Source organism: Paenibacillus sp. FSL H8-0315 (genome assembly GCF_038005365.1).
Classification (GTDB): Bacteria; Bacillota; Bacilli; order Paenibacillales; family Paenibacillaceae; genus Paenibacillus_AQ; species Paenibacillus_AQ odorifer.
In genome coordinates this window covers 504,295-519,973 of sequence record NZ_JBBOTA010000001.1, presented here as the reverse complement: position 1 = coordinate 519,973, position 15,679 = coordinate 504,295, and the positions used below count along the sequence as shown (strand labels likewise).

11 protein-coding genes are annotated in these 15,679 nt (G+C 44.7%); 8 read left to right on the top strand and 3 right to left on the bottom strand.

The annotated features are described in order from the left end of the window. Positions 1–26 precede the first annotated feature (26 nt). From MHB56_RS02100 to MHB56_RS02090, 3 genes are all read left to right on the top strand, one after another. Entirely contained in the window at positions 27–1,004 is a 978-nt protein-coding gene (locus MHB56_RS02100) for a formylglycine-generating enzyme family protein (RefSeq protein WP_341143210.1), read from the top strand. 39 nt (positions 1,005–1,043) lie between these two features. Beyond that, entirely contained in the window at positions 1,044–1,877 is an 834-nt protein-coding gene (locus MHB56_RS02095; RefSeq protein ID WP_076305392.1) for a helix-turn-helix domain-containing protein, read from the top strand. A 106-nt stretch (positions 1,878–1,983) separates the two neighbouring features. Beyond that, positions 1,984–3,372: a sulfatase gene (locus tag MHB56_RS02090; protein WP_341143209.1), complete on the top strand. Its 1,389-nt coding sequence runs from the start codon at positions 1,984–1,986 to the stop codon at positions 3,370–3,372. Positions 3,373–3,453: 81 nt separating this feature from the next. Here MHB56_RS02090 and MHB56_RS02085 read toward each other — a convergent pair whose 3' ends face one another. Together MHB56_RS02085 and MHB56_RS02080 are read right to left on the bottom strand one after the other, a co-directional pair. Then, entirely contained in the window at positions 3,454–5,232 is a 1,779-nt protein-coding gene (locus MHB56_RS02085) for a cache domain-containing sensor histidine kinase (RefSeq protein ID WP_036688197.1), read from the bottom strand. Further along, positions 5,219–6,658, bottom strand: coding sequence for a response regulator (locus tag MHB56_RS02080; protein WP_341143208.1), 1,440 nt, complete (start codon positions 6,656–6,658; stop codon positions 5,219–5,221). The genes MHB56_RS02085 and MHB56_RS02080 overlap by 14 nt, the downstream gene beginning before the upstream one ends. Before the next feature lie 249 nt (positions 6,659–6,907). Between MHB56_RS02080 and MHB56_RS02075 the strand changes: the two genes are divergently transcribed. The 5 genes from MHB56_RS02075 (at position 6,908) to MHB56_RS02055 (ending at position 14,021) form a co-directional block, all read left to right on the top strand. Next, positions 6,908–7,876 (top strand): ABC transporter permease, encoded by a 969-nt coding sequence (locus tag MHB56_RS02075; RefSeq protein WP_076129727.1) that lies wholly within the window; start codon positions 6,908–6,910, stop codon positions 7,874–7,876. A gap of 24 nt (positions 7,877–7,900) precedes the next feature. Further along, complete coding sequence (locus tag MHB56_RS02070; RefSeq protein WP_076129726.1) at positions 7,901–8,800, top strand: carbohydrate ABC transporter permease; 900 nt, start codon at positions 7,901–7,903, stop codon at positions 8,798–8,800. Between the two features lie 57 nt (positions 8,801–8,857). Continuing rightward, entirely contained in the window at positions 8,858–10,489 is a 1,632-nt protein-coding gene (locus tag MHB56_RS02065) for an extracellular solute-binding protein (RefSeq protein ID WP_076129725.1), read from the top strand. A gap of 121 nt (positions 10,490–10,610) precedes the next feature. Next, positions 10,611–12,506, top strand: a complete 1,896-nt coding sequence (locus tag MHB56_RS02060) for a family 20 glycosylhydrolase (protein WP_341143207.1) — start codon at positions 10,611–10,613, stop codon at positions 12,504–12,506. A gap of 15 nt (positions 12,507–12,521) precedes the next feature. Beyond that, positions 12,522–14,021 carry an arylsulfatase gene (locus MHB56_RS02055; protein WP_341143206.1) on the top strand — a complete coding sequence of 500 codons (1,500 nt, stop codon included), beginning with the start codon at positions 12,522–12,524 and terminating at the stop codon, positions 14,019–14,021. Positions 14,022–14,093: 72 nt separating this feature from the next. Here MHB56_RS02055 and MHB56_RS02050 read toward each other — a convergent pair whose 3' ends face one another. Further along, on the bottom strand, positions 14,094–15,548 hold the full coding sequence (locus MHB56_RS02050; protein ID WP_341143205.1) for a sulfatase family protein: 1,455 nt from the start codon (positions 15,546–15,548) through the stop codon (positions 14,094–14,096). Between the last annotated feature and the right edge of the window lie 131 nt (positions 15,549–15,679).

Here is a 15,679-nt window from a genome sequence, read left to right as displayed (position 1 = left end):
GGACGATCCCAGATTGGAGGTAAATCATGTCAGAGAATATACGGGCTTGTTGTTCAGCTAGTCGAAATCAAGTCGCGAAACAAGAATCTATTGATGTTTGTAAGGAGAACACAACGGTTCAAGGAGTAACAGGGGATAAAGATTTCTCGGACATGATCCTTATCCCTGGAGGCACTTTTCTTATGGGGACGGATGATAAGGAAGGGTTCCCCGCAGATGGAGAAGGGCCGACTAGGAAGGTTACCTTATCTTCCTTTTTGATGGATGGAACGGCGGTTACGAACAAGCAGTTTGCTGCTTTTATCAAGGAAACAAACTATGTTACAGATGCGGAACGATTTGGATGGTCTTACGTGTTTCATTCTTTTGTTTCCATGGAGACTGGGAAAAAGGTGACCCAAGTAGCCACTCAAACCCCCTGGTGGTGGGTGGTGGAGGGAGCGGATTGGTGTCATCCTGAAGGTCCGGATTCCCATGTAGATGAACGACTTGATCATCCGGCTATTCACCTATCATGGCATGATGCGGATGCATATTGTCGTTGGGCTGGTAAACGTCTGCCTACGGAAGCGGAGTGGGAGTATGCCGCACGAGGAGGACTGGTTCAGAAACGGTATCCTTGGGGGGACGAATTAAAACCAGACGGAGAACATCGTTGTAATATATGGCAGGGAAAGTTTCCCGATAAAAATCATGCCAGCGATGGTTTTGCAGGTACCGCACCTGTAAGGTCCTATCTGCCTAACGGCTATGGTCTTTATAATATGTCAGGAAACGTGTGGGAATGGTGCGCGGATTGGTTTACTAAGGATTATCATTTATCTTCCGAAGCCGTGAATCCGAAAGGTCCAGTAAGTGGTGTCGCAAGATCAATGCGCGGAGGATCGTATTTGTGCCATAAATCTTACTGCAACCGTTATCGGGTGGCGGCTAGAAGCAAAAATACTCCAGACAGCTCTGCAGGGAATATTGGCTTTCGATGTGCGGCTGATTATACAGGTTAGAGCACTTTTACGACTACTACATAAGAAGGAGGAACTTCCTTGTCCTCTATCATCCATAGTCAGTTTGACATCAGCGTGCTGGACGTCCTAAAGATTCAATATCAGAAGCGGATCCTGTTCGATTACGTCCAGTCTTGTTATACCGTCTCTTATATCCAAAAAGGTGAGGTATTGACGACATCCTCCGAAGGAGAATATGTTGCTTCTGCCGGAGACGTGATGATCCACCGTCCTAACGAGCCTTTTAATGTGATCTCCAAAACGGATGGCATACATTATCTGTTTAATATTAACGCTAAAGTTAAAGACGGAGATGACTTCTTTAAGTTATTCCCTCTAGGCAAGGTGATTCGGGTCCGGGATCGAAGCGAATATGAGCGAAGATTTGACGAATTGCGGAGCCTGTGGTTGCAGGAGGAAGATGATTTCAGGAATGTTCAGGTCGGTTCATTGGCATTTTTTCTTCTTTACGAAATTATGGAGAGTACCAAGCTTGGCGGGCGCCGCTCTTCACGAGATCCCTTTATCACGGACCGCTTTAACGAAGCGTTGCAATATATGGAGGAGAGGCTTGATCAGGAGATTAGTAGAGAGGAGCTTTCCAAGCTCTATCATATGAATCCTGTTTATTTTAGCCGGGCATTTCAGAAAATATATAAACTGACACCCATGCAAATGCTGCGAAAATTGCGGCTGCAGCAAGCTAAACAAATGCTGGAATATACGGATTATACAATCGAGCATATCTCCCAGAGATGTGGTTATTATGATGCTTCACACTTCAGCAAGGTATTTCGTGGCGAATACGGCAAGGGGCCGGCAGAGTACCGGAAAAGTATCGAATTTACAAAAACAAACATCGCTGCTCCATAGCGGAGTTTTCCATATTCATTTACTCTTATAAGCATGAGCAGATCATTCTAAGCTCCCCGAATCGAGCGTAACCATTTCGATGAAAAGGAAAGGCAGGGAATAACTCATGAGAATCTTGTATTTGGATTTGGATTCGCTTCGCCCGGACCATCTGGGATGTTATGGCTATCATCGGAATACCTCCCCGAATATCGATTCAATCGCTAAAGAAGGTGTCACCTTTACCAACTACTATTGTTCAGATGCTCCTTGCCTGCCGTCTCGTTCCGCCTTAATGTCGGGGCGATTTGGCATTCATAATGGGATTGTAGGGCATGGCGGAACCGCTGCTGATATGCGTAGAGAAGGAGCCAAACGTGAATTCAATGACCGTCTGGGGATGGAGAGCCTTCCGGCTATATTAAGGCAAGCGGCGATGAAAACCGCATCGATCAGCACCTTCTCCGAACGACACTCGGCGTGGACCTTTAACGCCGGGTTCCAAGAAGTGTTTAATGTTGGTGGCAGAGGGCATGAGACGGCAGAGCAGGTGCTTCCAGTGGCACTTAAATGGATTGAGGATAACGGGGAGTCCGAAAATTGGTTTCTGCACCTGAATTTCTGGGATCCGCATACACCTTATCGTACACCCGATAGCTACGGTAATCCGTTCGAGAAGGAGCCTTTACCCGATTGGATCACGGAAGAAGTGTTTGAGCTTCACCGAAATAAGAAGGGGCAGCATAGTATTGAAGATATGAATGCGCTCGCGAAATCGCATTATCAGCAGCATTTCAGGCATCAGCAGGAGATAGAGAACCGTGATGACCTGCGTGTTATCTTTGACAACTATGATGCTGGAGTTAAGTATCTGGACGAGCATCTCGGGAAAGTTTTTTCTAAGCTGAGAGAACTTGGCGTGATGGAAGATACGGCTATCTTGATCTCTGCGGATCATGGAGAGAGTCTGGGTGAACTAGGAATTTACTCCGAACATGGCACAGCAGACGAGGCGACTTGCCGTATTCCGATGATTGTTCGCTGGCCAGGGGGCAAGAAGGGAATCGTGGAGGAGGAGCTACATTATCACCTTGATCTAGGACCTACATTAGCGAGCCTTTTGAATTTGAAAGCGGCTGCTTCTTGGGATGGTGAAAGTTATGCAGGTGCTATTTTGGAGGGGAATTTGGGAGGGCGTGAGTATCTCGTAATCTCACAATGCGCGCATGTGTGTCAACGCAGCGTCCGGTTTGCGGATTGGTTATATATACGTACCTATCATGACGGACACCATGGATTCCCGCAAGAAATGCTGTTTGATTTGAAGCATGATCCTTATGAACAACATAATCTCGCCGAAGTGCGTAAAGACGTTTGTATGGAGGCTGTCTATCTGTTGAATGAATGGCATGATCATATGATGGGCTCCATGGATTGTGATATCGATCCATTATGGACGGTACTTATGGAAGGTGGACCCTACCATGCCAAAGAGTATCTGAGCTCATCCTTATAGGATGCTTAATAATATCCTAGTAAATGCGGTGAATGAAAGACATATGAAAGGGAGGTTGCCCTGAATGGGCAACCTCCCTATTTATGTTCTCGCTTTTTGTGGATCTATTAAAGATCCGGGAAGCCTCAAAACGGTCTTCGTCCCGCTACCCTCCTTACTGTACAGCAGAACGCCGCAAGGATCGCCATACTTAAGATTTAGACGATTATTGACATTTAGGAGACCGATATGATCTCCTGATTCTATATTCTTACCAGCCAGCAACTCCGTAAGTTGTTCCAGTCTTGTTGTATCGATACCTACACCATTATCTTCAACCACGATTTCAAGCAGCCCCGCTTCGTTTTTCTCTACGGAGATCAGCAAAATTCCTTGTCCTTGTGCCTCAAGCCCATGACCAAGCGCATTTTCAACAATAGGTTGAAGGATCATTTTAGGCACGGGAATGTGTAGCCATTCCTGTGGACACAACAGCTTGTAAGTAAATTTGTCCGGGAAACGGCCTTGGTAAATCCTCACACAAGATTCCGCGATTTTCAGCTCTTCCCCAAGAGTTACCTCCTCTTTGCCTTTGATGCTGTACTTGAGCATTGTGCTTAAGGCGGTAGTCATCTCGAAGATATCCCGATTTCCTTTTACGATCGCAACGCCCTTGATTGTATCTAAAGTATTACTTAAGAAATGCGGATTAATTTGACTTTGTAAATACGAATATTCCGCCCGCTGCTTTTCCAGATCGGTCAGATAAAGTTGAGTTGAAGCATCGATTAATTGGTCCGTCAAATCGTGGATCCGTGTGGTCATATCGTTGAACTGTCGAGAGATGATTTCAATCTCAGCATAGCCCTTTAAATCGACCTTGTTGTTCAATATCCCCAGACTTCCACCCTTTAATTGATTCATATAGCGCATAAGCCTAGACAACGGTCTTAAGAGATTCATCATAAGCACAGAATAGGGAATAGAGACGACCAGCAAGATTAAGGCTAGAAGAGCATAGCTGACCTTCTTCAATTTCTCCAGTTCTTTCATTAAATTATGGACAGGAACAGCGGTTATGATTTTTCCAGAGATCTCCGGTAAGCTAAAGGACTGAATTGCATATTTCTTTCCATGAACCGTCTCAACGATGGACTCTCCATCCCTTCCAGTTGCCCGAGTTTGAAACTGCTGGAGCATATCCTCCGGCTCATTGCTATTAGAGTAGATCATGCCTTTATCATCCATCATAAAAAAGCTGGTTCCGACCAATCGGGGATACTCAGAAATTTCAGTTTGAATGGCTTTCATATCTACAATAACTGCGAGATAGCCAATTTTTTCACCATATAGGGACGTGTCACCTGAAGCGAAGATGTTCATCCCGAAAAGCAGTTTTCTCTTGTCGATGACTTTGTCTGGAGGACTGTATCCGCGATAATGAACGATTCCATCCTCCTCAGCTGTTTTCATAAGATCGATAGCATATTTTGTTCTTCCTGCTAAGGAAATACGTGTGTTTGAGCTACCGATAACAATAATATCTAAGATATCCGTGTTCATATTTCGGGCGATGCTCAACAATCCTTCAACTTTTTGGGATAGATCGTACACTCGAAGCTTATCATTCTCGACTAGGAACTTTTGGACGGTCGAATCGTAACCCACATTCATCATCATGGAAGAGACGTTGGCATAGTTGTCAGAAATCCGTTGTTTGAGGAGGGAGACTAGCTCCGTATTGTATTGCGTATTTTGATTAATGATAGTCTCGCTTGATAGTTGGTAGACTCGTGAAACGATGATTGGGATAATGGCAACAATAAATAACCCGAATAGCAAAACCTGAGTACGGATGGATAGTCTCTTAAATGTCTTCATTGTTTAGTTCCCTATATTGTGTAGGTGTCATTTTGAGATGCCGCTTAAAAATTCGTGTGAAATAGAAATAATCCTGAAAACCGCATTTCTCACCGATTTGGTAAATGGAAAGGTTGGTTTCGATCAGCGTTTTACAAGCGTATTCAATTCGTAAACGACTGATATGTTCGATGATGGTCTCGCCGACCTCTTTTTTGAATAATTGGCATAAGTAATTTGGGCTTAAAAAAAACTGATTGGCTAATTGCTGGATCGAAATTTCTTGATTGAAATGGTTGCGGATGTATAACATGATTTCTTTGACTTTGTGGTTTGAGATTCGTGAAATATCAGATTCGTTTCTGTTCATAAAAATATCAAGTGTCATAAGAATCAGATCATCGATCATAGCTTCAGCCGTGCCGTACCGATAATAGAGCTGTTCATATCCTTCAAAAAAACGGCCGCTAACCCGAGTCCCTTCCCGAGGAAATAAGTAGAGGATCGATGTATAGAGCAAATAGGCTTCTTTAATGGTGAACGTTCCCTCTTTGAATAATTTCTTTATCGATTCCATGGCTGCTATGAAACCGAGCCGGTCTTTATTATGAAGAATCCGGGAAATCTCTTTGAGCTTCTCATCGATCGGTATTTCCTGTTGTGGATTCACCCGGTAACATCCGGGCATCCCCGTTGTGAACATACTGAAAGCAGCATGAGAGGCGGACTCTAAAGACGCATCCAATTGTTGTATATCCGAAATAGGAGGACCGATCCCGACTCCGCACTCTTGTACAACTTCTGTTTGTTTAAGACCCTGGAGGAAGACTTCGTATTGGCACTCTTCCAATAAGTAACCATACCGACGGCGGCTCATTGGGAAGACCAGGGAAGAGAACTGCCTGACATCTACAGGTGAACTTAACCCTTGGATAACAATGGGGATATGAGGGGTATCTTTCGACAAGGGTATTTTCTTCTCATCCAACCATAAGTTAATTCGTTCAAGATCTCCGGAACAAACCGCTTCATAAAGTTCGAAGTCGTGGATAGGTTGTTCTTTAACTGTCTTGGAATCGTGTTGCTGGGCTATTCGGTTGAGCATTCCTTCAATTTCTTCGATTTCAAAGGGTTTGAGACAATATCCGAAAGTACCATAATTCATTGCTTTTTGTGCATAAGCGAACTCGGCATGTCCGCTGAGTACGATAAAGATCGTATCCGGCGCGATGGCCTTGCCACGTTGAATGAGCTCTAGTCCATTCATAACAGGCATCTTGATATCTGTTAGAACAAGGGTGGGGCGAAGCGATTGAATTAATTGAAGGGCTTCTTGCCCGTTTTCGGCATCGTCGATCACTTCAAAGCCGTATTTCTTCCAATTCACTCCAGCTTTAATTCCTTCTACAATCCACTTCTCATCATCTGCAATAATTACTGAACGCATAAGTGAATCCCCCTCTCTTTATAGAGCTCTTAGATTTATCCTAGCGATTGTGGACCAAGGGGGGTATGGACGATCTTACGCTCACTATGTCCGATATTACGTGCCACAGGAAGGTCTCCCGCAAAGGTGTGAAAAATCCACATGATCGGAGTTGTATTCTCTATACAAGAGAATTTACACTCCCGATATAATTTACCATATAAATCGCTTACAAGCATAACAAACTCATACAGAAAGGTGGGGAGAAGATTGGCTGATTCTGTAACCGCTCGTACGCCTAAACGAAGCTTAAAAACTCGTGCTCCAAAGCAAAGTTTAGGAAAAACGATTTTACAGTACAAGTATTTTTACCTCATGGTTCTACCGGTGTTAATCTGGTATGCCCTCTTCAGCTATGCTCCCATGTACGGTGTAACGCTAGCGTTCAAAACATTTAATTACAGTGAGGGGATTCTGGGAAGTCCTTGGGTTGGGTTGGAGAATTTTCAAACGCTGCTGACCGACCCCGATTTTCGCAAGGCGTTTTGGAATACGGTCATTATCAGCTTGATGAAGCTGGTCACTCATTTCCCGATGCCCATTATCCTGGCGATTGTTTTATATGAGTTTTCCAGGACAAAAATGAAGCGGTTTTTTCAGACGATCCTGACGTTCCCGCATTTTATATCGTGGGTTGTACTGTCGGGGATTATTATCAATATTTTAAGCAAGGACGGGATTTATAACCAGATCATCATGCTGTTTGGTGGAGATCCGAATTCTCCTCTTGTCGATGAAAGTGCATTCAGACCCGTTCTGTATATCACGCATGTGTGGCGAGAGATCGGTTGGGATTCAATCATTTACCTGGCGGCTCTGGCAGGGATCAATCCTGAGCTGTTTGAAGCGGCTGAAGTGGACGGAGCGAACCGGTTTCGCCGTTTGCTAAACATCGCATGGCCGGGTTTGAAGAGTACAGTCGCAGTTCTGTTAATCCTTCAAGTTGGACAACTACTAACCCAAGGTTCGAGCTTCGAGCAAATTTTCAACCTGTATAGTTCGCCGGTATATTCGGTTGCCGACACGATCGATACTTACATTTATCGGACTTCCTTCACGATTGGAGGAGACTTTGGATATATGACCGCCGTGGGTGTCGTCAAGTCCATTATCAGCCTAATCCTTTTATGGGCGGCCAATACGTTCGCTAAGAAGATGGGCGAGGAAGGGCTGTATTAATCTGCAGGAAAAGGGGAGAAGCAAGTGACCGACACAACGGTTAAAAAGAGAAAAAAGTGGAGTGTCTTCGATATCGTCGCATTCGTGGTTCTGGGGCTCCTAGCAATAGTAACATTTTTTCCTTTCTATAATGTTCTTATTATCTCTGTGGCAAAGTTCGAAGCGATTAGTAAAAGTGACTTTTATATTTTTCCGCTTTCGTTTGACCTGTCCGCTTACAAGCTTTTGCTTCAGGATATGAAGTTTTGGACTTCCATCTTTAATTCTGTCATCGTAACTGTGGTTGGCGTGTTGTTCAGTATGACAATCTCTGTGGCGGGAGCCTACGCATTATCCAAGCGGGGTATGCCCGGCAGAAACATAATGCTCAGCTTGATCTTGTTCACTATGTTTTTCAATGGCGGTTTAATTCCTTTTTACTTAGTCGTTAAGGATCTAGGATTCGTAAACAATATACTCGTCATGATCATCCCCGCGGGTCTCAATACGTTTTATCTAATCATTATGAAAAACTATTTCAATACCATTCCAGAAAGCTTGGAAGAATCGGCTAAGCTGGACGGGGCGAATGATCTGTACATTCTTTTCAAAATCATTATTCCGATCTCTGCTCCATTCATGGCGACTTTTGCTTTGTTCTATGCTGTGGAAAGATGGAATGAATGGTGGTATGCGCTGATTTTTATCAGTGACGCTGCAAAAGCACCACTTCAGATTTATCTGCGGGAGACACTTATTACTTCGAATTCCTTGCTAAGCCAAATGGCACAAACGATGGCCGAGCAGGAGCAGACGGGGAAGGTCTACACACCTGCACTTCAAATGGCAGCGATTGTAGTTTCGAGTATTCCGATTATTGTTGTTTATCCGTTCCTGCAGAAGCATTTTAATAAAGGGATTATGGTGGGTTCAATAAAAGGATAAGAAAGATTTTAAATAGATTGATTCTATCCTAAAATAGTATAAAGGGAGGTTTCAAGCATGCATAGAAAGAAAATAATGACATTGGCATTATGTATAACTTTGTTGGCTTCAGTACTCACGGCTTGCGGTGGAGGCAATAACGGCAAAGGGCAGGCTGGTTCAAACGGTGAAACATCTCCGAATTCTTCTAACTCCACGGATAATCCTTACAAGGATCCAATGACCATTTCTCTTGGGTTTTGGGATGCGGATGCCGAGATTGCTAACATCGAAAAGGACCCGATCGCTAAACAAGTATTGGAGAAATTCAACATCACACTAAAACCTGTCAATTTGTCTTGGGATGACTATACCCAGAAGATTCAAATGTGGGCCGCTTCCGGCCAATTGCCAGACATTTTCGCGATCGACGCCGTCGGCACGCAATATCAGCGCAAATGGGTGAATCAAGGCGTTGTCAAAGCGCTCCCGGATCTTTCAAAGTATCCAAACCTTGCAAAATACTTCGAATCGCCAGATATTAAAGGATTAGGAGTAGATGGAAAGTATTATACTGTGCCTCGCCGGATGTTCCCGAGTGTTGATTGGAGCGCACTGGATCGTATGGTCTTCTATCGTTGGGATCTTGCTCAAAAGGCTGGGATCACCAAAGAGCCAGAGACATGGGAAGAGTTTGAAGCCATGCTTGATGCAATCGTAAAGTCGGATCCGGAAGGCAAGCATGTTACTGGTCTTACGACGACAACTACCAAGATGCTGGGCGGATTCTTCTGGTTGTATGGCAACCCGGTTGCTACTAGTGATGGAAGCGGCAGTGATTTTAAATGGATCAAAGAGGATGGAAAGTTTATCCCTGCTGTATTCTCTAAAAATGCGCTGCCAGCGCTGCAAAACATGAAGAATATGTACGAAAAAGGATTGATCGATCCAGACATCGCGCTCGTCAAACCAGCAGAGTCCTATGACAATTTCGTAGCAGGCAAAGCAGCTGCTCTTCTAAGCGGTGGAGGTTTCATAAATTTAAATAGCGATATGTATGAAAAACGCTGGAAAACAGCTTATCCGGATAAGGATATGACGGAGAGCGTGAAGGCGCTCAAGCCGCTTATCGGTCCTGATGGTGAACGCTCACATGCCATCTTTAAAACATACTGGTCAGAAAGCTATTTCAGCAATAAGATTGACGATAAAAAGATGGATCGCATCATGGCACTCTATGATTATGTGTTGTCTCCTGAAGGCAAGGATCTGTTGACTTATGGCATCGAAGGTGTAGATTATAAGCTCGAAAATGGGCAGAAGGTTGTCATTGAAAAGGGTTCATTAAATGAGAAGTATCCAGCTAGCAGATTTCTGAAGAATTTGGTGGCTTATGAAACTTCAGATAGCTATAACATGGATAACCCGACGATTGCTAATGAAGGAATTCGCAAAGAAGCTGTCGATTACATCGACTGGATTCAGAACAATACAAAGGTGCCAGAATACGACATTAGGTTAACTTATATGTCCACCCCAACAAAGGATAAATTTACTGTGCTTGACCATGATGATTTGCTTAAGATCATGCTTTCCAAAGAACCCGTTGAGAGTTACTGGAATAGCATTGTGAACGATTATAAGGCTAAAGGTCTTGATAAAATGATAGAGGAAGTAAATGAGAAGGCCAAGGAACAAGGTATTGAATAATGGATGAATAGAGAAGATCCGGGCGCTAGTAGCCCGGATCTTCCGTTTAATTATTTGAAGTATGGCTTAGACTGTGCGGCGCTACAGACCGCATACTTATAAGATTGGGAGGGTAAAGTCTATGAACCTTAGCATTCATTTGACAGGGTTAACCGAGAAACAGTTAGCAGCTGTTTCAGAAGTAGCGGGAATATTGAGTATTCGAATGGAACGCTCAGGGATACCAGTGATTTGTAAGAAGCAAGGGAAGGGCATTCGAATATCTTACGATGAGGCTCAGGTCACCATTGCGTATGAACAGGAGCATCAATTGTTCCGGGCACTCAGCCGATTTCTTGAGAACGTACGCCGTGGAGAACGAGTTGAAATTAATGAACGGCCGGTTTATGAACAGTTAGGCTTCATGGTAGACTGTTCGCGAAATGCGGTTCTTAACTATGAAGGATATAAGGAATTGATCCGGCGTTTAGCGCTTATGGGATATTCAACGGTTCAGTTGTATACGGAAGACACCTACGAACTGGAGGGATACCCTTATTTCGGCTATTTGCGAGGCCGATATACAGGAGATCAAATTCGGGAGCTGGAACAGTATGCCGCGTTATTTGGCATAGAACTGGTTCCTTGTATTCAGACCCTGGCCCATCTCGGCCAAGCGTTGAAATGGCAGGCACATGCACCGCTTGTGGATTTCCAGGATATTCTCCTTATTGATGATCCCAGAACTTATGAGTTAATTGATCGAATGTTTGCTTTTATGTCGGCTCATGTAAGCAGTCGCCGCATAAATATCGGGATGGACGAAGCTCATATGATGGGACTTGGTAAATACCTGGATAAGCATGGGTATCAGGATCGCTCCTCGTTAATGTTAAAACACTTTAGCACTGTTATGGAGATCGCCAGAAAATATGGTTTCCAGACGATGATGTGGAGCGACATGTTTTTTCGTCTGGCCAGTTCCGGAGAATATTACGATGCTGAAAGTCCAATTAGCCCTGATATTGTAAAGCTGATTCCTGAAGATGTTACCTTGATCTACTGGGATTATTATTCGGAAACGCAGGAGAAATACGACGGGATGTTAAGCAAACATAAGCAGCTGAATGATCATATTGGATTTGCAGGTGGTGCTTGGAAATGGATGGGCTTCGCTCCAAACAATGAATTCAGTCGCCATGTCAGTCTGCTGGCTCATGATAGCTGTGTTAAGTATGGAATTCAAGAAGTGTTGATTACCGCATGGGGAGATAATGGCGCTGAAGCTTCCGTTTTCTCGGTTCTTCCTACCCTTCAACTTTGGGCGGAGCTCTGCTACACGAGATGTTTCGTGGAGAACCATGTCAAAGAAAGATTCAGTAGCTGCGTGCAAGGCAATTATGATGACTTTATGGCACTCGATGCGGCCAACTTGGTTCCGGGTAATTCGGCACCGGGGGGATGTTCTATCAATCCGGCTAAATACTTGCTTTATCAAGATATTTTATGTGGTTTGTTCGATCGACATGTTATTCCTAGCTCGTATTCGAAGCATTATCAGCAAAGTGCAGAAAAGCTCGAACAGGCGATCACTCGCAATTCGCCTTGGCAATCCTTATTCTCTGTACAAGCCAGCTTGTGTCGCTTGCTCGAAATAAAGAGCGAAATCGGGATTTCTATACACGAAGCTTATCATCGTGGAGATTTAGAGGAATTGGCTCACTTTGCCAAGGTGACTTTGCCACAATTATCTGATTTGGCCAGACAATTCATGGACGACTATCGAGTGCAATGGGAGCAGGAAAATAAGGTGTTTGGTCTTGATGTCTTTGATCTTCGTATGGGAGGATTGCTTCAGAGAATCAGAACGGCGATTCATCGAATCAATCGTTATGTCGAAGGGAACGTGGAACAGATTGCTGAATTAGAAGAGGAGCTTCTGACGTTCGACGGCCTTGTTGACGAGGGCAACCCCAGGGCGATAAGTGCGAATTTATGGCACACGATTGCAACACCATCCGTGATCGCTGGGGTTTAAGAAGGGGGTGAGGTTATGATTGATACTAATCTGGACAATCAAAAGGGCACAAAGCAGCCTAACCTTCTGCTTATCACCGTAGATCAGATGCGTTTTGATTGCCTGAGCATTATGGGACATCCCGTCGTTGAGACACCCAACCTGGACGCTCTGGCATCAAGGGGGATCTTATTTGAGCACGCGTATTCGGCTACCCCCAGTTGTATTCCCGCCAGGGCTGCTATCATGACAGGAATGGGGCAAAGATCACATGGCCGGGTTGGTTATCAGGATAAGGTTAAATGGAATTACGCCCATACGATTGCCGGCGAGCTTGCTCAAGCTGGTTATCATACGCAGTGTGTTGGCAAGATGCATGTGTATCCTGCACGTAATCTATGTGGATTCCATAATGTGGTGCTTCATGATGGATATCTTCACTACAATCGGGATAAGAACCAAACGTTCCATGATGAACACTATGATCAAGTGGACGATTACTTGCAGTGGCTGCGAAGACAAACTGATACCAATTCGGATATCACTGACTTAGGCCTCGATTGCAACGCCTCAACGGTTGCCCGCCCCTGGCACTTGCCGGAAGCGATGCATCCAACGAATTGGTGCGTAACCGAGTCGCTAGACTTTTTGCGGAGAAGAGACCCTGGGAAACCATTTTTCCTATGGTCTTCCTTCGTTCGCCCGCATTCCCCCTTGGATCCGCCACAATGTTATCTAGATATGTACAAGGACTTGGAATTTCCTGATCCTCCAATCGGAGATTGGGTGGACGAGAGTGCTGCCTTAAACGGAGCTAAGGATCCAACTTCTTCGTTCACTAATTTGCCAAAGCGCAGATTGGATCGTGCCCGTGCCGCGTATTACGCGCTAATTACGCATCTTGACGACCAAATTGGGAGGTTGATCAATGGGCTGCAGGAGTATGGAGTTTTAAATGAAACTTTGATTCTATTTACTTCTGATCATGGTGAAATGATGGGGGATCACCATTACTTCCGGAAATCTCTTCCTTATGAAGGAAGTGCTAAGATTCCTTTCATAGTGTTTGATCCGGGAGAAACGCTTGGACTTCTTGCCGGCTCCCGGCTTGATTCCATTGTAGAGCTTCGCGATATTATGCCCACATTTCTTGAAGCTGCTGGCGTCCAAATACCATTTACAGTAGAAGGGCAAAGTGTGTTGCCGCTGTGCAGGGGAGATCAGACATTGTGGCGATCTTATATTCATGGGGAACAAGCCTATGGAGAAAAGTCCCACCACTTCTTAACGGATGGAAGAGAGAAATTTATTTGGTATTCTCAGACAGGGGAAGAGCAGTATTTTGATTTAGCGGCAGACCCCTCTGAGAAGATTAATGCGATAGGCTGTATTGATAAATTCGAGCGCATAAAAGAATGGAGAGAGCGTCTTATTCACGAGCTGGAGGGACGAGAGGAAGGGTTTGTAAACAACGGAGAATGGATTGCCGGACGCCCAATTTCTCATATTCTAAAGGCATCCCAATTGGGGAAATAATCATAACTTAGGGCAACCTGAACTTTCAGGTTGCCCTAAGTCTGTTAAGGATAGAAAGAAAGGTTAGTGAATTTACCAGCTACTCCGGCGTTCAGGCAAAGGGTCCTGATCTTGAATCATTCGATGGACGAGCAATTCAACCATCGAATGGCGAATATCACTATAATCGGGATCTTCAAAACGATTGGAGTTCTCATGAGGATCCTCTTTCAAATCATACAATTCACCGTAGGTCTCACCTGCGAAGATTACCAGCTTATAGCGTGTTGTACGCAAACACTTAGCGTTAATGCCGCGATCATGAGCAATATAAGCGGTTAGGGCAGAATTACGCACATGGGACTCTCTTCCAGCCAGCACCTCCATCTGTGACACACCTTGAATTCCGTAGGAAGTTTTGAGACCTGCGGCTGCAAGCAGTGTGGGGACAATATCAACATGTTCCATCAAAGCAGGGACCCGTTGCCCGGAAGCAATCCCAGGACCGCGTACGATCATCGGGATTCGTGTTAACCCTTCATAAAACCACGGCCCTTTGTAAATCAGCCCATGGTCACCGAGCAATTCTCCGTGGTCGCTGGTGAAGAGGATGACTACATCATCGTACATATCTTTTTGACGCCAAGCTTTTATAATACGTCCGATCTGCTCGTCAATGAAGGTAATCATCGCATAATAATTTCGGGTGAGCCGTTTCATATGCGCTTCATCAAGAGAATGCTCCTCACCGCCACCAGGCCAATATCCTCCCTGACTCTGACGCAGCAGATGTGGAGGACGAAGATGCACGTCGTCTGCTTCGCTGGCTGGAGATGGAATGTCAGTGTCAGCGTACATATCCGCGTAAGCTTTTGGAGGGTCAAAGGGGTGATGTGGATCGACGAAACTGGTCCATAAAAATAGCGGTTGTTCGGTTTTGTGAGAGAGGATCACATCGATGCTCCGTTCAGCAATCCAGTATGACTGGTGTAGCTCTGGAGGGATTTCGCTCTCCCACACATCGTTTTGAGCATTAGAAGCTCTGTAACGGTCCTTGCTGAAACGTTCTGCCGCTTCAGGGTTGCGCTCTCTAAGCCACTCCATATATTCCCCGATACAATTATCTTCCGTAATATGATGTTCATCAAATCCGTAGTACGTTCCATCGGAAGCTCTTCCGCGGTCACGATAAGCAGGCTCTTCATATTCTTGTGAAAAGTCCCCCTTCATCTGAGGGCGGAAATGCATCTTTCCTATACCGATGGTTTTATAATCCGCTTTCTTTAAATGATCGCATAAGGTAAGTTCGTCTTCTCTGAGTGTGGTACCGATGTTCCAGGCACCGTGAACATGCGGATACCTGCCTGTAAAAATGGAAGAACGTGAAGGCGTGCAAACAGGACTAGCGCAGTAAGCACCAGTGAAGAGTGTGCCTTCCGAAGCAAGCTTGTCAAGCTCAGGTGTCAGTACGGAAGCGTTTTCGATACCTAGTGCGTCCGCACGCATTTGATCTGTGGTAATTAACCAAATATGAGTTCTTTTTGACATCCGTAACAACCCCCTATGAATATAGTGTATAGCATCACAAAAGCCTCTAGCAACCAATGAATTCTCCATATATTTCATTAGAATCGTCCATATGGGTTGATATTTTTATTACCTATAATTAAATAGTCTAT